The 21,943-nt window shown below is 65.4% G+C and carries 31 protein-coding genes; 19 read left to right on the top strand and 12 right to left on the bottom strand.

All coding sequences use genetic code 11. The features are described from left to right. Nucleotides 1-116: 116 nt before the first annotated feature. The 7 genes from HOV77_RS11605 to HOV77_RS11575 all read left to right on the top strand — a co-directional run bounded on the left by HOV77_RS11605 (nucleotide 117) and on the right by HOV77_RS11575 (nucleotide 4,388). Nucleotides 117-491, top strand: coding sequence for a DUF2089 domain-containing protein (locus HOV77_RS11605; RefSeq protein WP_290861255.1), 375 nt, complete (start codon nucleotides 117-119; stop codon nucleotides 489-491). Next, nucleotides 488-748, top strand: a complete 261-nt coding sequence (locus HOV77_RS11600; RefSeq protein ID WP_290861253.1) for a hypothetical protein — start codon at nucleotides 488-490, stop codon at nucleotides 746-748. The genes HOV77_RS11605 and HOV77_RS11600 overlap by 4 nt, the downstream gene beginning before the upstream one ends. Before the next feature lie 33 nt (nucleotides 749-781). Next, nucleotides 782-1,207 (top strand): hypothetical protein, encoded by a 426-nt coding sequence (locus HOV77_RS11595; RefSeq protein WP_290861251.1) that lies wholly within the window; start codon nucleotides 782-784, stop codon nucleotides 1,205-1,207. A gap of 235 nt (nucleotides 1,208-1,442) precedes the next feature. Beyond that, entirely contained in the window at nucleotides 1,443-2,381 is a 939-nt protein-coding gene (locus tag HOV77_RS11590) for an ATP-binding cassette domain-containing protein (protein WP_290861249.1), read from the top strand. Then, the gene (locus HOV77_RS11585) at nucleotides 2,378-3,127 is read left to right on the top strand and encodes an ABC transporter permease (RefSeq protein ID WP_290861247.1); all 750 of its coding nucleotides are present in this window, start codon (nucleotides 2,378-2,380) and stop codon (nucleotides 3,125-3,127) included. The genes HOV77_RS11590 and HOV77_RS11585 overlap by 4 nt, the downstream gene beginning before the upstream one ends. Nucleotides 3,128-3,235: 108 nt before the next feature. Then, nucleotides 3,236-4,021, top strand: coding sequence for a class I SAM-dependent methyltransferase (locus tag HOV77_RS11580; protein WP_290861245.1), 786 nt, complete (start codon nucleotides 3,236-3,238; stop codon nucleotides 4,019-4,021). A gap of 25 nt (nucleotides 4,022-4,046) precedes the next feature. Further along, entirely contained in the window at nucleotides 4,047-4,388 is a 342-nt protein-coding gene (locus HOV77_RS11575) for a nucleoside triphosphate pyrophosphohydrolase family protein (RefSeq protein WP_290861243.1), read from the top strand. Between the two features lie 33 nt (nucleotides 4,389-4,421). Here the strand turns inward: HOV77_RS11575 and HOV77_RS11570 are convergent, their stop codons facing one another. Both HOV77_RS11570 and HOV77_RS11565 read right to left on the bottom strand, forming a co-directional pair. Next, entirely contained in the window at nucleotides 4,422-5,003 is a 582-nt protein-coding gene (locus tag HOV77_RS11570; protein ID WP_290861241.1) for a dihydrofolate reductase family protein, read from the bottom strand. Between the two features lie 63 nt (nucleotides 5,004-5,066). Beyond that, nucleotides 5,067-5,894, bottom strand: coding sequence for a PIG-L family deacetylase (locus HOV77_RS11565; protein WP_290861239.1), 828 nt, complete (start codon nucleotides 5,892-5,894; stop codon nucleotides 5,067-5,069). A 108-nt stretch (nucleotides 5,895-6,002) separates the two neighbouring features. On the opposite strand from HOV77_RS11565, the gene HOV77_RS11560 reads away from it, so the two are divergent. Further along, nucleotides 6,003-7,322 (top strand): MFS transporter, encoded by a 1,320-nt coding sequence (locus HOV77_RS11560; RefSeq protein WP_290861237.1) that lies wholly within the window; start codon nucleotides 6,003-6,005, stop codon nucleotides 7,320-7,322. Between the two features lies 1 nt (nucleotide 7,323). Here the strand turns inward: HOV77_RS11560 and HOV77_RS34760 are convergent, their stop codons facing one another. Then, complete coding sequence (locus HOV77_RS34760; protein ID WP_363260055.1) at nucleotides 7,324-7,644, bottom strand: DUF6596 domain-containing protein; 321 nt, start codon at nucleotides 7,642-7,644, stop codon at nucleotides 7,324-7,326. 40 nt (nucleotides 7,645-7,684) lie between these two features. Further along, nucleotides 7,685-7,837: a hypothetical protein gene (locus HOV77_RS11555; protein ID WP_290861235.1), complete on the bottom strand. Its 153-nt coding sequence runs from the start codon at nucleotides 7,835-7,837 to the stop codon at nucleotides 7,685-7,687. 490 nt (nucleotides 7,838-8,327) lie between these two features. Here HOV77_RS11555 and HOV77_RS11550 point away from each other — a divergent pair, with 490 nt between their 5' ends. The 3 genes from HOV77_RS11550 (at nucleotide 8,328) to HOV77_RS11540 (ending at nucleotide 10,371) form a co-directional block, all read left to right on the top strand. Further along, a complete protein-coding gene (locus tag HOV77_RS11550; RefSeq protein WP_290861233.1) occupies nucleotides 8,328-9,137 on the top strand; it encodes a C39 family peptidase in 810 nt (269 codons plus the stop codon). Nucleotides 9,138-9,262: 125 nt separating this feature from the next. Next, nucleotides 9,263-9,832: a GNAT family N-acetyltransferase gene (locus tag HOV77_RS11545; RefSeq protein ID WP_290861231.1), complete on the top strand. Its 570-nt coding sequence runs from the start codon at nucleotides 9,263-9,265 to the stop codon at nucleotides 9,830-9,832. A gap of 62 nt (nucleotides 9,833-9,894) precedes the next feature. Next, entirely contained in the window at nucleotides 9,895-10,371 is a 477-nt protein-coding gene (locus tag HOV77_RS11540; RefSeq protein WP_290861229.1) for a hypothetical protein, read from the top strand. Nucleotides 10,372-10,389: 18 nt separating this feature from the next. Here the strand turns inward: HOV77_RS11540 and HOV77_RS11535 are convergent, their stop codons facing one another. Beyond that, nucleotides 10,390-10,965: a TetR/AcrR family transcriptional regulator gene (locus HOV77_RS11535; protein WP_290861227.1), complete on the bottom strand. Its 576-nt coding sequence runs from the start codon at nucleotides 10,963-10,965 to the stop codon at nucleotides 10,390-10,392. Nucleotides 10,966-11,060: 95 nt separating this feature from the next. Here HOV77_RS11535 and HOV77_RS11530 point away from each other — a divergent pair, with 95 nt between their 5' ends. From HOV77_RS11530 to HOV77_RS11510, 5 genes are all read left to right on the top strand, one after another. Further along, the gene (locus HOV77_RS11530) at nucleotides 11,061-11,438 is read left to right on the top strand and encodes a DUF4267 domain-containing protein (RefSeq protein WP_290861225.1); all 378 of its coding nucleotides are present in this window, start codon (nucleotides 11,061-11,063) and stop codon (nucleotides 11,436-11,438) included. A 23-nt stretch (nucleotides 11,439-11,461) separates the two neighbouring features. After that, nucleotides 11,462-11,932 (top strand): SAM-dependent methyltransferase, encoded by a 471-nt coding sequence (locus HOV77_RS11525; RefSeq protein ID WP_290861223.1) that lies wholly within the window; start codon nucleotides 11,462-11,464, stop codon nucleotides 11,930-11,932. An 84-nt stretch (nucleotides 11,933-12,016) separates the two neighbouring features. Next, the gene (locus HOV77_RS11520; protein WP_290861221.1) at nucleotides 12,017-12,859 is read left to right on the top strand and encodes an NAD(P)H-binding protein; all 843 of its coding nucleotides are present in this window, start codon (nucleotides 12,017-12,019) and stop codon (nucleotides 12,857-12,859) included. 296 nt (nucleotides 12,860-13,155) lie between these two features. Next, nucleotides 13,156-13,374, top strand: a complete 219-nt coding sequence (locus tag HOV77_RS11515) for an Arc family DNA-binding protein (protein WP_290861219.1) — start codon at nucleotides 13,156-13,158, stop codon at nucleotides 13,372-13,374. Continuing rightward, nucleotides 13,371-13,766 carry a Fic family protein gene (locus tag HOV77_RS11510; protein ID WP_290861217.1) on the top strand — a complete coding sequence of 132 codons (396 nt, stop codon included), beginning with the start codon at nucleotides 13,371-13,373 and terminating at the stop codon, nucleotides 13,764-13,766. The genes HOV77_RS11515 and HOV77_RS11510 overlap by 4 nt, the downstream gene beginning before the upstream one ends. A gap of 29 nt (nucleotides 13,767-13,795) precedes the next feature. Here the strand turns inward: HOV77_RS11510 and HOV77_RS11505 are convergent, their stop codons facing one another. From HOV77_RS11505 to HOV77_RS11490, 4 genes are all read right to left on the bottom strand, one after another. Then, the gene (locus HOV77_RS11505) at nucleotides 13,796-14,632 is read right to left on the bottom strand and encodes a nucleotidyl transferase AbiEii/AbiGii toxin family protein (protein ID WP_290861207.1); all 837 of its coding nucleotides are present in this window, start codon (nucleotides 14,630-14,632) and stop codon (nucleotides 13,796-13,798) included. Continuing rightward, complete coding sequence (locus HOV77_RS11500) at nucleotides 14,629-15,267, bottom strand: type IV toxin-antitoxin system AbiEi family antitoxin (RefSeq protein WP_290861205.1); 639 nt, start codon at nucleotides 15,265-15,267, stop codon at nucleotides 14,629-14,631. The genes HOV77_RS11505 and HOV77_RS11500 overlap by 4 nt, the downstream gene beginning before the upstream one ends. Before the next feature lie 515 nt (nucleotides 15,268-15,782). Then, nucleotides 15,783-15,968: a hypothetical protein gene (locus HOV77_RS11495; protein WP_290861203.1), complete on the bottom strand. Its 186-nt coding sequence runs from the start codon at nucleotides 15,966-15,968 to the stop codon at nucleotides 15,783-15,785. A gap of 186 nt (nucleotides 15,969-16,154) precedes the next feature. Further along, entirely contained in the window at nucleotides 16,155-16,394 is a 240-nt protein-coding gene (locus tag HOV77_RS11490; protein ID WP_290861201.1) for a phosphopantetheine-binding protein, read from the bottom strand. A 105-nt stretch (nucleotides 16,395-16,499) separates the two neighbouring features. Between HOV77_RS11490 and HOV77_RS11485 the strand changes: the two genes are divergently transcribed. Genes HOV77_RS11485 through HOV77_RS11475 form a run of 3 tightly spaced genes read left to right on the top strand, consistent with a single transcriptional unit; the run spans nucleotide 16,500 to nucleotide 18,417 of the window. Continuing rightward, nucleotides 16,500-17,417: an alpha/beta fold hydrolase gene (locus tag HOV77_RS11485; protein WP_290861199.1), complete on the top strand. Its 918-nt coding sequence runs from the start codon at nucleotides 16,500-16,502 to the stop codon at nucleotides 17,415-17,417. Next, nucleotides 17,414-18,157, top strand: coding sequence for an SDR family oxidoreductase (locus tag HOV77_RS11480; RefSeq protein WP_290861197.1), 744 nt, complete (start codon nucleotides 17,414-17,416; stop codon nucleotides 18,155-18,157). Before HOV77_RS11485 ends, HOV77_RS11480 begins: the two co-directional genes overlap by 4 nt. Next, entirely contained in the window at nucleotides 18,154-18,417 is a 264-nt protein-coding gene (locus HOV77_RS11475; protein ID WP_290861195.1) for an acyl carrier protein, read from the top strand. Before HOV77_RS11480 ends, HOV77_RS11475 begins: the two co-directional genes overlap by 4 nt. Before the next feature lie 3 nt (nucleotides 18,418-18,420). Here HOV77_RS11475 and HOV77_RS11470 read toward each other — a convergent pair whose 3' ends face one another. Genes HOV77_RS11470 through HOV77_RS11460 form a run of 3 tightly spaced genes read right to left on the bottom strand, consistent with a single transcriptional unit; the run spans nucleotide 18,421 to nucleotide 21,942 of the window. Then, nucleotides 18,421-19,146, bottom strand: a complete 726-nt coding sequence (locus HOV77_RS11470) for a hypothetical protein (protein WP_290861193.1) — start codon at nucleotides 19,144-19,146, stop codon at nucleotides 18,421-18,423. Then, nucleotides 19,143-20,330: a glycosyltransferase gene (locus HOV77_RS11465; RefSeq protein ID WP_290861191.1), complete on the bottom strand. Its 1,188-nt coding sequence runs from the start codon at nucleotides 20,328-20,330 to the stop codon at nucleotides 19,143-19,145. The genes HOV77_RS11470 and HOV77_RS11465 overlap by 4 nt, the downstream gene beginning before the upstream one ends. Further along, complete coding sequence (locus tag HOV77_RS11460) at nucleotides 20,323-21,942, bottom strand: class I adenylate-forming enzyme family protein (protein ID WP_290861189.1); 1,620 nt, start codon at nucleotides 21,940-21,942, stop codon at nucleotides 20,323-20,325. Before HOV77_RS11460 ends, HOV77_RS11465 begins: the two co-directional genes overlap by 8 nt. Nucleotide 21,943 lies beyond the last annotated feature (1 nt).

Below are 21,943 nucleotides of genomic sequence, written 5' to 3'. Positions count from 1 at the left end.
GGCCGGCGTCCGCCGGAGGCCGGGCCGCGCGCCCGCGCCGTCGGATGCACGTCAGGTTTAAGAAAATTAAGGCCTCAGCCTTGATAGTTCAAAATCATCAAGGTACAACTTGAGTTATGACAGCGCGGCCGATGGACTGGCAAGAGCTCACCAACCTCACCCGGGGTCACTCCTTCGTCGTCGAGCGGGTACGCCTCGGCAACGGCGTGGCGATCGAAGGGGAGTTCGAGCCACCGCAACTGGGCCAGCTCAGCCTGGAAGATCAGGTGTTCGTCACCGCGTTCGTCCGGTGCCACGGTTCCATCAAGGAGATGGAGCGGATCTTCGGGGTGAGCTACCCGACGATCAAATCCCGGCTCAACCGGATCACCGAGACGCTCGCCTTCGTCGAGACCGATCCGGCGCCGTCCCGGGCGGACGTCATCGACCGGCTGCGCCGCGGCGAGATCGATGCCCAGCAGGCATTACGCGAGTTGGAGGGTCGCTCATGATGCCGCAGTCCCTGACCGTTCGAGCCACGCGCCCGAACGGCCGCCCCATCCGGATCTGGATTCCGGTGCTCCCCGTCCTGCTCGTCCTGTCGCCGTTGCTGATTCTGGCGGCCGGCATCGCGGCGGTCGCCTGCGTGGTGTACCGCGTCAGTCTGCTGCGGGCGTTCGGCACCGGCTGGCGGATCATGTCCGCTCTGCCCGGCACCCGGGTCGACGTGGAGCACGGGCGTACCGCAGTCCTCGTGGTCGTCACCTGACGGCCATCGGTTGAAAGTGAAAGGAGAAGCACAGTGAACGAACAGCGCAGGGACATCCTGCAGATGCTCGCCGAGGGCAAGCTCACGGCGGAGGAGGCCGACCAGCTCCTGGCCGCCCTCGACCGCGACGAGCCGGCCGCGGCGGCCCCCAGCTCAGACGGGCGGCCGAAGGCCAAGCCGAAGTATCTGCGGGTGGTCGTGGACGGGACCGACGACGGCACACCCAGCCGCGTCAACATCCGGGTTCCGCTGCAACTGCTGCGGGCGGGCGTACGCCTCGCGGCGCTGATCCCCCCGCAGGCGCTCGGCGAGGCGAACCGGGAGCTCTCGAAGTCGGGTGTCCCGTTCGACCTGACCCAGCTCAAGCCCGACCAGCTCGAAACGCTCATCGAGCATCTCGACGAGCTGACCGTGGACGTCGACCAGCCGGACGCCAAGGTCCGCATCTTCTGCGAGTAGCCGGCGAGCGGTAGCCGTCCCGATGATCGGACGGGCCCCCGAGAAGGTGCTCGAACACCTTCCCGAGGTTCGCGCCCGCACTAGCAGAGCACGATGGAACTGCCGAACCGAATTCTAACCGAATCGAACGTCCTGACCAGGGGTCACCGCGTCGCGGTGGCCCCTGGCGCGCGTGTCAGCCGCCGTGACAGAGGCGTGTCAGTGCGGTGACAGGGCGGCTCCCGATAGTTGCCGCATGACGAATTCAGCGATCGTGGTCTCGGGACTGCGAAAGGCGTACAAGGACAAGGTCGTGCTCGACGGCATCGACTTCGAGGTCCGTGCGGGATCGGTGTTCTCGATGCTCGGCCCGAACGGTGCCGGCAAGACGACGACGGTGAACGTGCTGACCACCCTCATGAAGGCCGACGGCGGGACGGTCCGGGTCGCCGGGCACGACCTCGCCACCGAGGCCAAGGCGGTACGCGCGGCGATCGGCGTGACCGGGCAGTTCGCGGCGGTGGACGAGCTGCTGACCGGGCAGGAGAACCTCCAGCTGATGGTGGATCTCAGCCGCGTACGCGCCAAGGACGGTAAGCAGATCGTCGGCGGGCTGCTGGAGCGGTTCGAGCTGACCGAGGCCGCACAGAAGCCGGCGTCCACCTACTCCGGCGGCATGCGCCGCAAGCTCGACCTGGCGATGACCCTCGTGGGCAACCCGAAGATCATCTTCCTGGACGAGCCGACGACCGGGCTGGACCCCCGTAGCCGGCACACGATGTGGGCGATCATCCGTGACCTGGTCGCCGACGGCGTCACCATCTTCCTCACCACTCAATACCTCGAAGAAGCCGATCAGCTCGCCGATCAGGTGGCGGTGCTCGACGGCGGCCGTCTGGTGGCCAACGGAACCCCCGACGACCTCAAGCGCCAGATCCCCGGTACGCACATCCGCCTGCGGTTCACCTCCGCCGCCGAGCTGGACGCAGCCGCCCGGGTTCTCCCCGACGCCACCCGGGAGCCGGAGGCACTGGCCCTGCGGGTGCCCAGCGACGGCGGTACGAAGTCCCTGCGCGCGCTGCTCGACCGGCTCGACGAGTACTCCCTCAGCGCCGAGGAGTGCTCGGTGCACACCCCCGACCTCGACGACGTTTTCCTCGCCCTGACGGGCCACACTACGGAGGCCGCCAAATGAGCGCCAAGTCCCACTCGCTGGTCATGCTGCGACGCAACACCAAGCACATCACCCGCAATCCGACGTCCGTCTTCAACGCCGTCCTCATGCCGATCGTGATCATGTTGATGTTCGTCTACATGTTCGGTGACGCGTTCGACGTCGGCGTCGACTACATCGATTACGCGACGCCCGGCCTGATGCTGCTGGCCATCTGCTATGGACTCGGCTCCACCGCCACCGCGGTGAACGCCGACATGACCAAGGGCATCATCAACCGGTTCAAGGTCATGGACGTCTCCCGGGGAGCCGTGCTCACCGGACACGTCGTGGCGAGCGTACTGACCAACCTGGTCGCCATCGCGGCCCTGGTCGGGGTGGCCTTCCTGCTGGGCTTCGATCCTCACGCGAGCGCTGCTCAGTGGTTCGGCGTGGTCGGCGTCGTCGTCCTGCTGGCGTTCGCGGCGGGCTGGTTCACCGTCGCACTGGGCCTGTCGGCGAAGTCCCCTGAAACCGCCGGGCTGGCCGCCGTGCCGCTGGTCATGCTGCCGTTCTTCAGCAGCGCGATCGTCCCGGCCGAGAAGATGGGCCCCGGCCTCCGGCAGTTCGCGGAGTACCAGCCCTTCACCCCGATCATCGAGACTCTGCGCGGTCTCATCAACGGCACTCCGGCCACCGGCGATGTCATCCCGGCCCTGGCCTGGTGCGTCGTCATCGCCCTCATCGGCTACCTGTGGGCGCGGTCGACCTTCACGAAGCGCGCGTGACCGACATGATCGGCAGGAGCTCCCGGGTCCACCACGGACCCGGGAGCGCTTTCTGCTGTACGGAAATCGGCTTGCCGCATCGGTGCATACGCGATCACCATCTGCCTCGTGAATGTGGCCACGTGGAAGCTGTTCGATCGGCTCGCGCCCGACTATGACGAAGTCGTTCCGTTCTTCGCCGAATTCGGGGCGGAGATCGTCGCGACGCTGGACCCGCCCGCGGGCTGCCGGTTCCTCGACCTGGGCGCGGGACGCGGCGCGCTCACCGGACCGGCCTTGGCCCGGGGTTGCTCGGTCACGTCGATCGACGCGTCGCCCGCGATGTGCGACCGGCTGGCCAAGGCCTATCCGGAGGCCGCGGTCTCGGTGATGAACGCGCAGGCCCTGGAGTTTCCGTCCGGCAGCTTCGACTTCGTCGCGTCCGCCTTCGTCATTCATCTACTGGACGAACCCGCGGCTGGAGTGGCCGAGGCGTACCGGGTTCTCGCTCCGGGCGGCCGATTCGGGTTCACCGGCGGCAGCGACCGTCCGAGCACCTCGCCTCGTCCGGAACAACCCGCGGGTCCGACGTTGGGCAGCCGCCTCGACGGCCTGTTCGCGGAGTACACCGTTCATCTCCCGCCGGGCGGCAGCATCGGCAACCCGGTCGACGCCGCCGACCTGCTGGAAGAGGCGGGCTTCGTCGACCTCCGCGGGGAGTACGCGTCCGTCGCGATCGAGTTCCCCGACAACGAAACCCTTTGGCGGTGGGCCATGACTCACGGATACCGCGCGTTCATCGAGGATCTGCCCGACGCATACCGCCGCGAGTTCCACCAGCGCGTGCTGGAGCTTCCGGACGACGACCGAATCCTGCGCCGGGTGACGGGTATCTGGTCCGGTCGCAAACCCTGACGGCCCATGGATCAGACTGAAGATCGTGACAGCCGCATTCGACTTCAGCGCCTACCAAGAAGCAGCCGCGCGTACCGGTGCCGTGATAACGACCGACCATCCGATCGTCTATCCCACTCTGGGCCTGGTCAACGAGGCCGGCGAAGTCGCCGGGAAGGTCAAGAAGATCTTCCGGGACCGGCAGGGAATCCTCACCGATTCCGACCGGGAAGCTCTGACCATGGAACTCGGTGACGTCCTCTGGTACTTGTCCGAGCTGTGCACCCGGCTCGACATCCGGCTGGAAGACGTCGCCGCGCGCAATGTCGCGAAGCTCGCCGACCGGGCCGCACGCGGTGTCCTCCACGGTGACGGCGATACGCGGTGAGCCCCCGGCATCGCCGTCCTCGCGACGGCGAGCTCAGCCGTGCAGGCTGGGACGGTAGACGAGCTCCTGGATGTTGCGGTCCAGCGTCCGGCTTTCGATCAGCTCCAGGTCGAAGTCGGCCGCGCCGCGGAAGATCGGGTCGGCTCCGGTCTGACCGGTGATCACCGGGAAGATCGTCACTTGGACCCGGTCGACCAGGCCGGCCGCCATCAACGCTCGATTCATCGCCAGGCTGCCGTGCGACCGCAACGGCACGTCGGATTCCTTCTTGAGCCGGGCGACGACGTCCACCGCGTCTCCGCTGACGACCGTCGCGTCCGGCCAATCCTTCGCGTCGTCCAGCGTGGTGGACACGATCGTCGCGGGCAACCCGACCATCCGCGTCACCCACGGGTCGCGTACGTCGGACTCCTCGGTGCTGGCCGCCAGCAGTTGCACGAAGGCGCGGTAGGTGTTGGCGCCGAAGACCATGCGCTGCTCGTCGGTGTACAGACCGAGGCGATGTTCGAGCAGCTCCGGGCCCTGCTTACCCCAATAGCCGCCCCAATCGCCGCCGCTGACGGTGCCGTAGCCGTCGAGGCTGGAAAAGACGTCGAACGTGTAGGTCGCGGTCATGATGTTCTCCTTCGTCGCAGCTTTTCCGAATCTGTCAGGTAAGACCGGAGGCGACCTCGAAACTCATCGGAGACCGGCGAACAAATCGTCCTCCGGAGTCGGCGCGCCGGTCGTGTCGCCTACGCGGACGAACGCTTCCGTCCCCATCAGTTCGGTGAACTTCTCCTTGCCCATCTGGAGGAAGAACGCGCTGTCACCTTGGCTGCCGTGCGCGGCGAGCGCGTCGAACTTCTGTCCCCCGTAGGCCGAGGTGTCGACCCACGAAGTGATCTCCTCGTCCGGAGTGCCCATCTGGGACCAGTCGATCTCCGGCTCGTCCTCGCGCGTCGGCTGCTCTTCCCACTCGACGCCGAGTTCCTTCATCCGCGCCTCGAACCCGGCCATCCAGGATCGGGGCATCGCCGACCAGTAGACCTTGGCGACCGGCGCTTTCTCGACCGCGGCCATGGTGATCCGGTGCGCCTGAATGTGATCGGGGTGGCCGTAGCCGCCCTGCTCGTCGTAGGTCACGATGACGTCCGGCTCATATTGCCGGATCAGCTCGGCCAGGCGAGCCGCCGCTTCGTCAACCGGCGTGGTCCAGAACGAGCCCGGCGCTTCGTTGGTCGCCCAGCCCATCATTCCCGAGTCGTGATAGCCGAGCAGTTCCACGTGGTCGACGCCGAGCACCTTCGTCGCGGCGTCGAGTTCGGCCCGCCGGACGGCGGCCACCGCGTCCGGGTCATGTCCCGGGTCACCGGGTTTCACTCCGCCGGGTCCGTCGCCGCACCTGCCGTCGGTGCAGGTGACGACCACCGTGCGGACGCCTTCCGCGGCATAGCGGGCGAGTACGCCGCCGGTGGAGCTTGCTTCGTCGTCGGGATGGGCGTGAACCGCCATCAAGGTGAGCACGATTCCCACCCTACGTCGGCGGTCCGACGTAAATCCCCGAAGCCGGCGTTCGCCCGTCAGCGCGAATAATGGGATGAAGACCGCGGCCATTCCTGGTCAGATGGACCCGTGGCCCCCCTCCGCGCATCCCTCCGCAGGCTGATCCCCCCGACGCCGTTGTCCCGGCGGCTGGCGACGCAGTCGTTGCTTTTCGCGACAGCCGAAGGCACCTTCCTCACCGGATCGGCGGTCTTCTTCACTCAGGTGGTCGGCCTGAAGGCGGCACAGGTCGGTCTCGGTCTCACTGCCGCCGGTGTCGTGTCGTTCCTGCTGGCGTACCCCGCCGGCAAGCTCACCGACCGGATCGGGCCGAAGCGGATGTGGGCCGTCGGCGCTCTCCTGGCCGCGATGCTGTTCGGCGCTTGGCCGTTCATCTCCAGCTTCGCCGGCTACCTCGCGATGGTGGTGCTGTTCGAGATCATCGAGAACGCCGCCGGAGCCGGGCGGAACGCGTACATCCTCGACGTGATGCCCGAAGAGGAGCGGGTGGCCACTCAGGCGTACATGTATTCGGCGCTCAACGTCGGGTTCACGCTCGGCGCGATCATCGGCGGGGTCGCGCTGGCCATCGACAACTTGACGTTGATCCGCTTCATGCCGCTGTTCACGCTGGCCATCGGGCTGCTGAACGCCGTGTTCATCGCACGTCTGCCGCGAGCGCCGCACGACATCGCCCGGTCGGCGGCCGAGCGGAAGGCCGCCGGCGTCAAGCGGGCGGGCCGGGGGCCGCTGCGCAACATCGGCTGGATGCTGAGCAGCTTCTTCAGCGGCACCATGTGGACGAATCAGGTCCTGCTGAACGTCGTGATCCCGCTCTGGCTGGTGCAGGCGACGGACGCGCCGCACTGGCTGCTCGCCTGGTTGTTCGGCACCAACACGGTGCTGTGCATCTTCCTGCCCGCGTACACGTCCCGGGGGGTCAGGACGACCTCGGACGCGCTGCGCTCGGTGCGTATCGCCGGGGCGTTCTTCGTCGCCTCCTGTCTGATCACCATGGCCACGCACAACACCGCCGGCCTGCTGACGATCTTCCTGGTCTGGCTGGGGCACGTCACGGTGACGGGCGCGGAGTTGTACTTCTCGGGAGCCAACTGGGCTTTTCAAGCCAAGCTCATGGACCCCGATCGGCGCGGCGAATACGGCGGAGTCTCCGAGATCTTCGGCACGCTGGGTGGTCGCTGGGCCCCGGCGCTGTACACGTTCCTGGCGATGTCCTGGCATCCCGCCTTCCTGCCCAGTGCCGGTTGGCTCGTGATCGCGGGCATCTCGCTGCTGGCTGTGGCGGGCTTCCACCCGTCGGTACGCATGGCCGAACGTTTCCTGGCGCGCGAGGGGATCGCCGACGGATCCGCCACCGACAAGGTGGAAGTCGCCTCGGCGACGTCCTGAATCAGCCCAGCTCGGCCGCCTCGCCAGCAGCTCTCCGCGTACCGTTGGAAGTGAATGGGAACCGCGGAGCCGATCCGAAGCGACTAGCTCGTCCACGATGGACAGAGCTGGGCCGGGGCCCGAGTCCGGTCCCAGTCGGTCGCCTCCACCGAGCGCGCCGAGGCGTGCGTGGCGGCGATCGCGGAGACTGATCCGCCAAGAGGATCGGCGAACCGTCGTCGGCCGTCCGGGCCGCGAACCGCGCGGCCGTGAGTCCGAACAGCGCGACCAGGCCGTGGGCCTCGGGCTCGTCGGGCTGCAAGGCGGCCAGCGCGCGGGCCATTCGGATCGACTCATACGCGACTTCGGGGCGGACCAGGCGGTTACCCGACGTTGCGGGTCGACCCCTCGGTGAAGATCACATATAGGACATTGAGTACGCCACTGAGCCGTTCCCGGCGCTCGTCGGCGGGCGGCAGCTCGAAGGGAACCTTGGCAGCCGCGATCGTCTTCTTGGCGATTTCTTCGCTGGACAACCCGCCGACCACGCCCAGGGTCGATGTCGAACGGGCCGGCCCGGATCGACACGGCCACACCTGTGTCTTAGCGTGGCGGATGAGTCACTCTGCGTAGCGAGAATGTCATTCCAATGTCAACGGTCCGGATTCCTTGTGCGGCCACGGAATCGACGCTCAGTACGCACCAAACTACGGTCAGTGAGGCAACCTCATCGCCGGCTCAACGGCCCCTCGTCGGTCCATGGTGGATGTTACCCAGGTCACCCCGGGAACAGCCGCCAAACCGTGATGATCATGGATATGTTGTATACCCCTTTTCGTCCCGAATGTTCGGATCGTTTGCGGCGTTTTGGCGGCTTATCGGCGATCGAGAGGTTCACGAGGTCTGCGGCGTACTCGGCCACCCGCACCTATGCGACCCATGGATTCCGGAACCGATCCACGTCACAGCGATGCATGACTATATTTCCTGCTTGGCACGGCCGAATCGCTCCCTACTGTTGTCGTCATGCGACACGACAACGACGTCAAAGCCGTGACCACCATCCGTGCCAAGGCAGCCAACCTCGTCCGTGCCCACCTGTCGAACCCCCGGCGCGTGATGACCTACGGCCTGCTTGCCGCCGTCAGCGCCGGAACCCTCGCGCTGGCCGCCGGTCCCACGACCGCCGCGACCGCGCAGAACACCACCCCCGCCGCAGCGGTCGCCCTCGCCGTCAAGTCGGCCGACAAGCCGGCCGCGAAGTCGACGGCCACCAAGCCGACGGCCACGAAGAGTAAGAGCACCGTAACCTCCAGCAAGCACCGCAGTACCAGCAAGGAACTTCGGATCAAGTACCAGGCTCAGCCCAATTACTACTGGTGCGGTCCCGCTGCCACCCGTAACGCGCTGAGCGCAACTGGTCACAACGTCACCATGGCCAGCCTCGCGAAGAAGATGGGCACCACCGAAGCCGGCACCAACAGCGCCAACGAAATCACCGCAGCCCTGAACAAGGTGACCGGTACCAACAAGTACCGCACGACCGAGATCCCCACGCACGCGGTCACCACCAAGCAGATCGACACCCTCAAGCGGGACATCGTCGCCACCATCGACGACAACCGCGCCGTAGTCGCCAACGTGGCCGGCACCGGCACCGACACCGCCGGAGCGAGCCACAGCTACGAAGGCGGCCACTACATCGCAGTCCACGGCTACCGCGACGACGGCCGTCAGGCCGAGATCGCCGACTCGGCCGACCCCAACGCCGCGCACTACTGGATCAAGACGAGCGATCTCGCTCACTGGATCGCCACCCGTGGCTACAGCCACTGATCGATGAACACACTAGGGCCGGTCTTCGGAATGAAGACCGGCCCTAGCGCTCTTCACGGGAAAACCCGTTGCGTACGGGCGACGCGGGATGTGTGGTTGATCGGCCACTGAGCACCGGAGGAAACATGTCGCTGCCCGCTCCCACTCTGCGTACCGCGCGTCTGAAGCTTCGTCCCTTCGAGGACACCGACGCGGACGACCTGTACGCCATGCACAGCAACGCTTTCGTGCTGCGTTACTGGGATTCGCCTCCGTGGAGCGAGCCGGAGCGCGCTGGGCGGTTCATCGCGGCGTGCCGGCAGATGGCGGAGGACGGCACGGGAGCACGGCTAGCCGTCGAGCATGACTCCGACGGAAGGTTCCTGGGTTGGTGCGGCCTGACCAGATGGAATCCGGAGTACCGCAGCGCGTCGCTGGGCTACTGCTTCACCGAGGCGTCGTGGGGCCACGGCTACGCGACCGAAGCCGCCCACGCCTTACTGCGGTGGGCGTTCGACACCCTGGACCTGAACCGCGTCCAGGCCGAGGCCGATACCCGCAACCTCGGATCGGCCCGGGTGCTGGAGAAACTCGGGTTCGTACGCGAGGGGACGCTGCGGGAGGACTGCATCGTGAACGGCGACGTGTCGGACTCCTGGATCTACGGGCTGCTCCGGCGAGAGTGGCGCCCGACGCCCGCGCAGGTCCACCAATAACGGTCCGGTCCGCTAGGGTGACCGCGTAGGCCTACTGAGATCGATGTTGATGGGTGTAGACGATGAGTCGCGACGGAAGCAAGGATTTCGACTGGGAGATCGGCACTTGGGCCACCCATGTCAAGGTGCTGCGGGGCGCGTTCACGCCGGACGCCACGTGGATCGAGTTCGACGGAACGTCAGTCGTCCACTCGTTCTGCGAGGGCGCCTCCAATCTCGTCGAGCTCGACGTCTCGGGTGCGGCGGGCCGGATTCAGGGCGTCTCGCTACGGCTCTACAACCCCGAGGCGCAGCAGTGGAGCCTGAATTTCGCCAACATGGGCGACGGTCTGCTCACCTCGCCGACCTACGGCGAGTTCACCGATGATCGAGGCGAGTTCTTCGGCATCGACACCCTGCGCGGGCGGACCATTCTCGTCCGCTTCGTCATCCTGAAGCTCAGCGACGACACCGCGCGCTTCGAGCAGTCCTACTCCGCCGACAGCGGCGCGAGCTGGGAACTCACCTGGGTGGCCACGGACACTCGCATCACGGCCTGACTCGGCTCGACCGACTACCTACCGAGCGTCTGCGAACTGGCTGACGAGGAAGTCCACGCGTTCGTCCTGGTATGCGGCGGGAATGCGGCCGCTTTCCGACAGGACGGTGATGCCGTGCAGGGCGCTCCAGAAAACCTCGGCGAACAATCCACGCCGCTTGTTCTCCGGCCGGAAGCAGCTGACGAACTCCTCGAAGCAAGCTCGCATCGGAGCCGGCGTCTCGTCGCTGGCAAACCGCAGCTCGGTGGGCAGGACGAACATGGCCTGGTAGAGCGCAGGGCGCTCGCTAGCGAAATCCAGGTACGCGCCGCAGACCGCCCGCAGGGCCTGCCCTAGATCATCGGCCGCCTCTCGTGCACGACGTAGGTGGTCGGCGAGTTCGGCGAATCCCTCCAGCGCAACGGCGCTCACGATGGCGTCCTTGCCGTTGAAATGGCTGTACAGCACGGGCTGGCTGTACTCGACCCGGTCGGCCAGGCGCCGAGTCGTCACCGCCTCCCAGCCTTCGGCCTCCGCAAGTTCACGGGCGGCCGTGATGATCATCTGGTGACGCTGGGCGCGTTCACGCTCGCGGCGCTCGCTGACGGCGGACATGACCGGATTCTAGCAACGCTAGACAAGTTTTCGTTGTTAGCCTAACGTGGCTACAAGTTCTAGCGTTGCTAGATTCATCGTCGCTGGGGGAAGTCATGCTCATCAACATCGCCAACATCCTCACGGGCCTGATCGGGATGGGCATCATCTTCATCGGGCTGAACGGCTTACGCGCGCCCCGAGCGGCAGCCGGCTTCGGCATCCCCGGCACGCCGACCGACGACCCGGCCTTCCGCTCCTGGCTCCGCGTCAAGGCCGGGCGTGACATCGGCGCAGGCCTCATGATCCTGGTTGCACTCGTGGGTGCGACCCCGCTCTTGCTCGGCTGGCTGATGCTGGTGGCCACCGTAATGCCCGTCGCCGACGCACTGATCGTGTTGCGTAGCAACGGACCCAAGGCGATCGCCTACGGCGTCCACGCGGCGACCGCCGCGGTGATGCTGCTGATCAGTGTGCTCCTGTTCCTCGGATGACTACGGAAGAAGTGGAAGAAACCATGCTCAGCTTTGAGATCACCCCGATCGGCACCGTCCGGAACGAGCGGACCGATGTGCAGCAGTCGGACGACTGGGGCGGCGTACGCAGCACGATCGTCGTCGACGAGCGCTTCGGCGACGCCAGTCTCCAGGGCCTGGAAGACTTCTCCCATGTCGAGGTCCTCTTCGTCTTCGACCAGTTCCCGGCTCACGACGATTTCCGCGAGCCCAAGCCGAATCGCGGCCGCGCCGATCTCCCACCGGTCGGCGTGTTCGCCGGCCGCGGCCCGCGCCGGCCGAACCGCATCGGAGTCACGATGTGCGCGATCGAGTCCGTCAGCGGTCGCGAACTGACGGTCGTCGGCCTCGACGCCGTCGCCGGCACGCCCGTCATCGACCTGAAGCCGGTGATGGCGGAGTTCCTTCCGGACGACGTCAAGCAGCCAGACTGGGTCGGTCGCCTGATGTCCGAGTACTTCCGGGTGCATTAGGAACGAACCTTGCCTAATAGGCTCCTAAGCTGATGGCAGTGGTCGTGAGCAAGGCGGCCAGTCGTTCTGTGAAGGGGAATTGTCATGTATCTCGTCATCGGCGCCACGGCTCACTTCGGACGTCAGGCGGTCGAGGAGCTCGTCGCCACCGGGGCGCCGGTTCGGGCGCTCACGCGTACGCCGGAACGCGCCGGACTCCCCGCGGAAGCAGAGGTGGTCCGCGCCGATCTCACGAAGCCCGAGACGTTGCCCGCAGCGCTGACCGACGTCGAGGCGGCCATTCTCGTTCTGCAGTACGGCATGGATGTCGCACCGCTGCTGGACGCCGCGATCCGGGCCGGCGTGCAGCGGCTGGTGTTCCTGACGTCGGGCGCAGTCGTGCCGGACGCCGAGCAACAGCCCGACGTGATCGCGCAGTATCACCGCGACGTCGAGCGGGCCATCGAAGCGTCCGGGATCGAGTGGACGTTCCTGCGACTGCTCTTCCCCGCCATCAACTCGTTGGCGTTCGCCATGCAGCTCCAGGGCGGTGACGTCATTCGCGCCCCGTACGCCGACGCCGCCTTCAGCGCAGTCCACGAACGAGACGTCGCCGAGGTGGCCGTACGCATCCTGACCGAAGGCGGACACGCCGGGCGGACCTACGACCTGACCGGCCCGGAGTCGCTGACTCAGACCCAGCAGGTCAGCATCCTCGGTTCGGCCCTGGAGCGCCCGCTCACGATCGAGGACCTCGACCCGCAGCCGGTGCTGGAGCAGATGAGCCAGTTCATGGACCCGGAGTTCGTGGCGGCGCTGTTCGGCCTCATGGCGCAGACCGTCGGCAAGCCGGCCCCGGTCAACGGCGTCGTCGAACAGATCACCGGGCACCCCGCGCGCACGTACGCCCAGTGGGCCGCGGATCACCGGGCGGACTTCGAGGGCTGATCGGAGAACCGCTTCGACAGCACGGTAGAGCAGGTCAAGCACCGACTCTGCGGCGTACTCGATTTTCCATCGTCCTAAATCGACCGCCGATACGTCTACCCTGCACCCGGAGCCGGAGTCGGCCCGGGTGCAGGCAGGCGCGCCACAACGCTTCATATTGACCTGAATAGCTTTAATGCTCCGATCGCGGCCGGCTATCGCTGATCAGAGTCCGCACCGTCCGCGTCCCCGGGGATGCGGATGGTGCGCGGCCCGCGTCAGGTACCGTTCAGGTGCATATCTGGTACTGTTTTGGTATGACGGCCGACATGGTCACCACCTCGCTCAAGCTTCCCGCCGACATCTACCAGGCGATCAAGGAGGAGGCGGCCAGCGACCATCGCTCGATCAACGCGGCCATCGTCGTCGCCCTCAGCGATCATGTCCGCGCTCGCCAACGAGCGCGGCGCGTCACCGAAATCGGCACTGAGATCGTCGAGCGCCATGGCGAATTGCTCCGACGGCTTGCGCAGTGACGGCTGAACCACTGGATTACCTAACCGTCGAGGATCTGGTCGTCTTGGCTGAGACCGTCCTGCAGCGGGCTCCCGTGATTCGTGATCCTGGGCTGCTGGCATCGGCGGCGGCCCGGCCGAGCGCCGTCGTGTTCGGGCAGACGGCCTATCCGACTCTCTTCGGCAAGGCTGCCGCATTGCTGTTGTCGATCAGCCAGAACCAAGCGCTGCTGGATGGAAACAAGCGGCTGGCGTGGGCCGCCGCGGTGACGTTCCTCGCCCTCAATGGCACACCTGTGCCCGAAGTCGACGTTGACGCGGCCGAGGACTTCATGATGTCAGTGGCGAAGGGCGAGCTCACGGAGGTGAGTCAAATCGAGGCGCGGCTGCTCGCGCTGTACGGCCGGCGTTGAGGACCGGAGCAGACCTCATCACGATGGCGTCAGACGGATTTGTCCCAGACCTCACCTTGCGCACTCGCCCAAGCGTTCCGCACCACGAGCAGTGCATCCTCAGGTCCGATCTCCAGCCGGGTCTGCCCTGCGAGGGATTCCTCCCAGTCGCGACCCGTCGGCGCCTTGCTGAACATGAACGGGCGCGGTGGACCGCCGGTAGATCCGAACTTCACGTAAGCCGCGACGGCATCCGCGTCGATTGCTCCTCGCTCGGCGAGAGCCCAGAGATCGTAAAGATCTCGGGAGGCTCTTCTGGCAAACCAGGCGTCAGTCTTCCAGCCCGCAAAGGAGCTTATTGTCGGCACCTGCAGCGTGGCCGGCCGCGCATCCAGGTATCGCTGCTCTATCTGTCTCATCTCGACTGGCCAGCTCGTGTAGCCCCTGGCGCTCAGCAACTGAACCTTGATCGCAATGCCCTCGGCGGTCATGAGGACGGCCGGCTGCACGTCGTCGCGAGCATTGAAGCCGGGCTCCCAGGAAACTCGGCCAAGCGTCCGCAGAACTCGGCGGCTGACCGTCTTGGTCAGTCGGTCGGCAAGGTCGGCCCGCGAAGTCAAGGCGAGAAGGTCGATATCCTCGCTCAGACGGGCATGAAGCAGGTGGGTGCGGCTCAGCGCCGTCCCGCCGAAGAAGATCACGTCGCGCGCGAACTCGTCGGAGAGTGCGGCCAGCACGTGAGAGATCGCGTGGTCGCGGTGGACCTGCTCATCCGAGACACCGAACCGGTCAGCCTCACGCGCCAGGTCCTCCATGGACAGCCCCAAGGCGGCATCGCCCTGCCGGGCGCCGTCCGAGGCGGCGGCTCGATCCGTTTGATCCCTCATCCGGCCACCTCCAGCGCCAGCACGCGATCCAACGCCCGCTTCAGCCGCTGACCGGCAGCGATCTCACCGAGCGTCTCCCGATCACAACGCGGCAGCAGCATCTGGATCGCCGCCTCAGCCTCCTGCCCTGACCCTTCGCCGACGGCGAGATGCGCGAGATCGAGCACCGTCTGCTCCGGCGTCGTCACCAGACACGCGCCCATGTCCGTCTGAAGCCTCTCCACTTGCATCACATCGACGTCGCGAACGTAGAACCGGATCGTCGCCGGACGGTCGGTCAGCCTCAGCGACTCCCTCCGCCGAGGAGCAGCCACATGGGCGACAGCGAGGGCACGCGGGATGGCGTGATGAAGCCGCGCTGCGGTCATCCCCATCAACGCGTAGCGGCCGACGCCGAACTCCGCAGCGGCGATTCCGGCCGCAGCCCCTTCAAGCGAAGGAAGCCAATTGCCGCCGACGCGGTCTTGGGGAACGATCGCATAGAAGCCAGGCGCGAGCCGGTGGAGCAGTCCGCTTTCAGTTAGCCGGGCAAGCTGCGGGCGCGCATGGGCATAGACCGTGACGTCCCGCGGGCGTACCGTCCCCAGCGGTGCCCGTGTCAGCTCACGCGGCAGCCCCGCCTGCCTCGCCACCATCGGATACTCCTTCGATCCCCATCATTCTTACGGCTATCGTACCCCCTGACGGTACGCTAGCCGCAAAAATACGGGGCAAATCGATCGAAGCAACGAGTGTCCCAACCGGCGGACTTCGCATAGCGATACAAACGCCACCTTCGTACGGCGCTCAGGATGATGGGGTGGACCCGATGTGGCACAACCCGAACCGCATTCACACTGTTCACGGGCCTGCTGTCACCGTTTCGGCGGTACGTCGGCGGGGGTGACGGCTTCGCCCTCGGTCGCCGGGGCGGGGTCGCACGGTGAGGATTCTCCGAGTGCCACGCCCCGGTGGCGTTGTCACCATTCGTGGATCATGGCCGCAAGCGCCGTGACAGCCTACTGGTGATCTTCAGCTGACAAGGTTGCGGTACGTGGCGGGCGCGCCATCACCGAAGTCGTTCGGCGCTTCTTCGCCGGCATGCTGCCCCGTTTCTCTGCCGCTGGATGTCCAACGACCGGCCCGGCAGCAGAGTGGCACGAACGACGTTTCAGGCGAGCCGCTGGCGGTCGCGGCGGTCCACCAGGCTCACCTTCCTGACATGGCGCTCCCGCAGAGCGCGCATCCGCTGGCGGAACGCGAGCAGATCACCGGCTCGCTCAGCCACGGCACGCAGGTCGACGAGCAACTCGACCGCGATGTCGCACTCCTTGGGCCGCTTCGTCTCGATCAGCACCTCTACCTGTTGCCAGGCCCCTTCCCGCCTACCGGCCAGCGCGAGCAGCCGGGCTTCGCGAGCGGCTGCGGCGCGTTCTCGCGCCGCTCGCGTTCTGCTGCGGCGCGCGCCTGGTCGCGTCGCCGGCCGTAGGGACTGCGAACCCCACCGCCTCCGGGCGACACCGACGCGGAGGGGCAGCTCGCGCTACTGAGTCCGTGCGTCACTGTGCCGCGGCGTCACGGCTTCTACCAGGGCGCCGAACGATCCATCGGCGAAGAGCGCATCAACCGGCGGATCGCAACCGAACTCTGCCTCCACGACCTCGATAAGTTCGACCGCAAGGAGGGAGTCTCCACCGAACGCAAAGAAGTTGTCGTCATCTGAGACAGAGTCAAGCTCCAGGAGGGCGCACCAGATTGCGGCCAGGCGATCGCGATCTTCCACAGCTCGGACGATAGCAGCACTGGCACCCTGTGGCGTCCGGTCGTTCGTGAGAAGATCTTCCGAGATTTCGAGCGGCATGCTTCCTGATGCGCGAGGGGAGGACGGGTGCTGGAGAGTGAACGGCTTGATCCGCTGGTAGTTCGTAAGCTGCGGGATCCAGCGGTGGTCGTCGTGCCTCGTCCCGGCCGGCCCCCGGCCGCCGTCATTTGTTTCATACCGGGTCGATGGAACAATGTTCGGACATGGACGAGGGATGACGTCGGTCGTGACTTCCGTGTCGGCCTTGCCCAAAGAGGATTCGCAGTTGGTGCGGTGCCGTTCCGTACAAGCCGTTTGCAGATGGACCTAGCCAATCTCGCCGACTGCCGGACGACGGATCTGTTGGATGACATCGATCAGGCCTTGCTAGTTACACGACGCGCGTTTCCCGAGCTACCTGTCATTCTGGCTGGCTACAGCCTCGGTGCGTCACTCGCTTGTTTGGCCGCGTCGCGGGATGCTGGTCTTAACGGGCTAATCCTGCTGGACGGCGGCATCGCCCCGTCCGGTTCGGCGCAACCACTGGCCAGTCGGCATGATCTGGTGCGTTCGCCGAGTTGGAATCCGCGGTTCCGTCGGCAGGCAGAAGAGAGTCTGGCCGATTCCCGAAATGGCTGGGAATCCGTGGCTTCGCCGCTGATCACGTCCCTGGCACGCGACTTCGATCAGCTCCGATATCTGATGTTCGGTAATGACGAATGGTGGCCGTCTCGCCAGATTGAGGAGATCGCAAATCTTGCCGAGAGCGAAGCCTGCGGAGAGATCCTCGGCGGCATCCGGATTCCCGTACTGGGTGTGCGGTCAAAAGATTCGTCGAGCGGTACCCGCTGCGCGGCCACGATCCAGGCGATGGTGGAAAGTCCAAGCCGGACGGTGCATACCCTCCCTGCGGACTGGACTCATATCGATGTGGTGAGCCATCCAGAGGTTCATGCGCAGTGGGATCAGATCGCTGAATGGATCGAAGGAGTAGTACTGCGATGAATCTTGGCGTGCATCTGTGCTCTCGACCCGATCGCGTTGCAGTGGTCACGGGGGCTGGTGGAGGCATCGGACGGTCGATTAGCGCCACTCTGATACAGGCGGGCTGGCATGTCGTGTTGACCGGACGAAACATCCTGAGGTTGCGCGAGGTTGCCGAGGCTCATTCTTCGACTGACACCACGGTCATCGCGGCCGACCTGCGGGACAACGAGCAGCTCCGGGCCCTCTCCGTCGAGGTTGAGCGTAGGTTCTGCTGCCTCAAATTGCTGGTCAACAACGCAGGGCATGCCGACTTCGGCAGCTTGGATGAACTCACGTGCGAGAGAATTGACGAGCTGTTTGCTGTCAATTCGACTGCGGCGATAAAGCTTGCTGCTTTGTTCCTTCCGCAACTACGCCGGGCGGCGCCCGCAGATATCGTCAACATCGGCTCTGAGCAGGGAACCAGCGCTCGGCCGGGGCGGGTTGGGTACGGGACCAGCAAGTCTGCGCTGCACTTTGCGACTCAGGCGTTGGCGGCGGAGTGTGCGCCCTACGGCGTGCGGGTGAACGCCATCGTCCCCGGTGCGGTCCGGACTCCGATGCTTGCGGAGGTGATGGACGGTCGGCCATTGCCGGTCACGCCATTGGGCCACACGGTCGAACCCACGGAAGTGGCGCAGTGGGTTAAACTTCTGACCGAATCAAGATCCATTACGGCGGCCGCGATCATGATCGATGGAGGGATGAGCGTCACATGATGTCGGAGCAGGCGATCGAGGCGGGAATCGCGGATTCTATTGCGGCAGTGGCCGGGCAACATCCGGGGACGGTTACAGCCACCGATCATTTGGCGCACCTAGGCGTTTCGTCGCTCCTTCTGTTCGTCTTCGTGAGTGACCTGGAGGGCCGATTCGCCATGAAGATCCCCGATGACGACCTGCGGCCCGAACACTTCACGACAATCGGGGCCGTATCAGCCATGATTCGTGACATTTTGACACCGCTGGATCGTCGCTGAGGTTCACGCGGTGAGGTCGCGGCATGCCTCACTTGTGGACGGTTCCGCTTCGAGGAAGACTGTCTGCGCCATCATGTTGATGCGAGATGCCCGTTCCCGGAAGATCTCGATCGACTCCTCGGGGTGAACCGTGTCGATCACAGCGTGCGGGCCGATGGCGTTAAACTGGTGGGCCGTTCCTCGCGGGATCTGCATGTCCACCCACGACCGTTCGGGTACTACAGCGTTATAGCGTCGATAGGCGCGACCGCTGGCGGGATCCGTCAACTGGTCCTCGAACGTCTCCAGCTCGAAGGATGACGTTGCGCGGCCGAAGCGAAACTCCGACAGACCCGAAACACGAATGCTGGTCTCGGGACCGGTCATCATGCGGACGAAACGCATTCCGGTGTGCATGTGCATTCGGGAACAAAGATCACGATCCGTCACATCGTAGAAGTCCATGAGGTATCGGTCGGCGGCGAAACCGTCGAACGGCGGGGCGACCATGTAGACGGCGCCCTCCTCGAAGGTTTGGGCGCGTACTATTCCTTCGCCGTCGCGCACATGCGCGGCCTGCGTGGCGTGACCCGTACGTACCACCCCGGCGAGCGTGGTCACCAGACCCAGCGCGACGGCGGCGTCGAACCGAACGATCGGTGTGAGGACGCAGTAGCCGAAGTCTTTGAACGCGGCCAGGTCATGGATCTCGTTCTCGGCGTCGGGTATGTGCTTGATTGCATCGATCATGCTATTGCCTCCTTCGGGGTTGGGCCCGGTATCGGCGTCCCTTGGTCGGAGTGGGCGTCGATGTTGATAAGCGAGGCCACGCGAAGCACCCTCCCGTCGACCTCAGCCTGGCTAAGGCCGACAAACTCGGCCTGGTCGGTTGCTATTCGGCAGTAGAGCAATGCGCGTAAAGCCTTGAGGAATGCCGATGGTTCTTCCGACGGCCACGCCTGCAGGGCCCTCGACAGCACGCCGGCCCATGCGTGGTCTGGCAGCAGCGGCCGAGCCTCAGCCCCCTCGATCCCGCCCAGCAGGTACTGATAGCAGGGTTCGCGGCTCTGCCGTTCGTGCTCCGATTGCGCAACGGCGATCATGAAGCGCGGATCGCACTTGCGAGCGGTCGCTTCATCCAGCGGCGGACAATCAGGGAACGCGCCAACACCAGGCACGCCGGTGCTGTGCGGCCGAGACTGCGTCAGGAGATCAAGAAGTGTGGAGACGATGTCGTCGAACTTGCCGCTGAATTCGGGTTCGACCTGGTTCGGTGCTGCGTTGCGCCACGGGTGATGCTTCCCGACCGCCAGTGGCGTCTGCGTATATTCCCCGTGGCGCATCGCGAAGAGTGCGAAGAAGAGATCGACTCCGAACCGGTACGCGGTGTCGGGCCAGTCGACAGCGGTGACGTCTTGCATAAAGCGTCGGCTGAATCCCATATCGCCTCCGATCGGCTGCCGTATCGGGTGGCCGGTTACGGCGGCCAACAGCGGGACGATTACGTGATTGGTCAGGCTTCCGTCGTTGGCGGGACGGGCGTACAGCGGGAGTGCGAGGACCGGTGAGGGCCGATCGATCGCATCCGTGAATGCGCTGATCCACTGTGGCGGGACATGCTGGAGATCGGCGTCCAGGGTGATGGCGGCGTCGAATCCGTGTTCCAAAGCGTGCGTCATAAGTAGCCGGATGTTGGCGCCCTTCCCGACAACGCCCGGCTGTGTGGCCAGTGCGACTTTGGGCGTGCGGGTGGTGACGTTCGCGAATATCTTGGCGGTTCCGTCCGGGGAGTTGTTGTCCAGGTTGGCAATTGCGAAAGAGGTAGCGCTCCGATTAGCGACCAGCGCATCGTCGACGAGCCGCGTGACGCGCTCGATATTGTGGCTCTCGTTGTAGGTGGGGATTCCCACCAGGACGCGTGTCATCTCAGCCATCGAGCTCTTCGTCGATCGCCGGAGGCGTCTCCGGTCTTGCCAGGCGCCGAAGTGCCTTACCGTTTGCTGTGCGATGCACCTCGGCGACAAGCTCGATGCGAGTCGGGGGTAGTCCGGCGGCGAGCACGCGTGATAGCGCCTCGCGAATCGTGGCTGTCGTGGTCGAGGCGTCCGCCTCCCGTGAAACAACCTGGATCACGATGCGCTCGCCAAGATGGGTATCCTCAACTCCCAGCGCGACGGCATCCTCGATCCGGGGCAGTGATAAGAGGGCGCGGTCGACCTCGTCCAATGAGACGGCCGCCCCGCCGATCTTCACAATATTCTTGGCTCGGCCGGTCAAGGTAAGGATCCGCCGGTCGGGCTCGCCAGCGTCGAGTGACGTCATGTAGCCGATGTCACCTGAGTGGAACCAGCCGTCGCGAAACGCTTCGTCGTTCGCGTCGGGATTGCGGTCGTATCCGGCCATGATGCTGTGCCCGCGCATACAGACCTCGCCCTCCGCCCCATTCGCTAGTGGCCGTCCGTCGATATCGAGTACGGCCACCTCATTCCCGAACAGGGCGATTCCGACGGGTGGTATGTCCTTGCCGAGCATCCATTCCTCGTAGGCGCTGGGCGACAGATCGGTCGGCATAGTGGTGGAGAAGTTGGTCGTCTCCGTCAACCCGTAGCCCTGAACGACTCGCATGCGGAGGCGGTCGTACACCTCACGGGCAGTGCTGGTGCGTAGCGGTGCGGCCGCCGAGATGAAATATTGAAGCGCGGGCAACGGGGGAATCCTACGGGCGAGTACCGCCGCGGTCAGCATGCTGGGAACCAGGCTGGCTACGTTGGCCTGGATGGCTTCGAGCGTCGACAGGTAGGTGAGAGGGTCGAAGCGATCGAGGAGGTATACCTGCGAGCCGCCGATCAAGTTCGCGATGATCGTCAAGCCGAGCCCGTTGGCGTAGGAGATCGGCAGAACGCCTAAGAAGCGGCGACCGTCGACGAGCCCGTGATGCCGAGCAAGTGCTGTTCCGTTGACTAGGAGGTTGTAGTGGGTCAGCAGGACGGCTTTCGAGCTTGCAGTGGATCCTGTGGTGAACAAGATGAACGCGGTGTCGAAGGGATGCCGGTTCGGCGGATCGGCCAGCGGCGCCGTTTGTCGGGCGGCCTTAGCGAACTCGGCGATCTCGATGCTCTCCCTTCCCGCGCCACCCTCGGCGAACACCAGGCCGGCCTCGCTCATCCGAATCTGCTCGGTGACGCGGGCCTCAGGATCACGGGGGTTGAGCACGACCGCTTCCGCACCGAGGTAGGCGGTTGCAAGAAGCAGAATCACTGAATCAATCGAGTTCCTGGGCATTACCGCGATGCGATCGCCCCGACGGACGTCATGCACGTTGCGTAGTGCTGCCGCGGCGGCTCTTACGTGTTGCGCCAGCTCACCATACGTGGTCGTATGCGGATTGCCCTGATCAGCCAAGAGTTCCGTGAGGTACGGGCGATCAGGCATCACTGTCGCCCAGTGCAGGAGGGTATCGCAGATATTGGTCTGCGGGACCAGGGCATCACGCCAGGGGCGGGCGAAGTAGAGATGTTGAGGCGCGTCACCCTGGTTCGTATTCATG

It is taken from the genome of Hamadaea sp. (assembly GCF_013362815.1).
Classification (GTDB): domain Bacteria; phylum Actinomycetota; class Actinomycetes; order Mycobacteriales; family Micromonosporaceae; genus Hamadaea.
The sequence above is the reverse complement of the archived record's forward strand: the minus strand, read 5'-3'. Positions and strand labels throughout refer to the sequence as shown.